The 699-nt window shown below is 66.5% G+C and carries 1 protein-coding gene; it reads left to right on the forward strand.

The window, feature by feature from the left end:
* The first annotated feature begins 191 nt into the window (after positions 1–191).
* Complete coding sequence (locus ACTQ0H_RS09280) at positions 192–500, forward strand: transposase (protein ID WP_441063733.1); 309 nt, start codon at positions 192–194, stop codon at positions 498–500.
* Positions 501–699: the final 199 nt, after the last annotated feature.

Here is a 699-nt window from a genome sequence, read left to right on the forward strand (position 1 = left end):
AGTTCCGTTAGCGCAGTTGGTGAAAGTGCGTTAGCGGGGTCGGCGAAAGCGCGTTAGCGCATTCGGCGAGATGCGTTTGCGAAAGTGGTCAATTTTAGATTAGCGCTAACACGGGCGAGCGCCCGGACGCCGACCTCGCGAACTCGACGCTGTCGGACGCGTGCTCCCGGCTGGCGCCCGGCGAGCGCCCCGTGATCCACTCCGACCGCGGCGTGCACTACCGCTGGCCGGGCTGGATATCGATATGCGAGCGGAACGGCCTGGTCAGGAGCATGTCGGCCAAGGGCTGCAGCCCCGACAACGCCGCGATGGAGGGCTTCTTCGGCCTGCTCAAGAAGGAGTTCTTCCACGGGAGGGACTGGTCCGGCTGGTCGCCCGGGGAGTTCATCGAGGCCCTCGGCGCGTGGATAGGGCGCTTCAACTCCGAGCGGGCAAGCGACGCGCTCGGTGGCGCGACACCGGACGACTACCGGTCGTCGCTGGGGATGGCCGCGATTTAGCGGTCCAGGAAATCGTCCGCAGTCCCCGTCCATTCTGGGATGTGACTTCCCGATGGGGGCCGATGCGGAAACTGCGTCCCGTTTCGGGTCGGGACTGCGGACGATTTCTTGGACCGTTACGCGGCCCTTCCCAGCGCGGCGCGGAACTCGGCCGGCGTGCGGCCGCCGAGCGCATCGCTGCGCCTCTCCGTATTGTATC

Origin of the sequence: Collinsella sp. LCP21S3_A3 (genome assembly GCF_052118905.1) — a bacterium.
Lineage (GTDB): Bacteria > Actinomycetota > Coriobacteriia > Coriobacteriales > Coriobacteriaceae > Collinsella.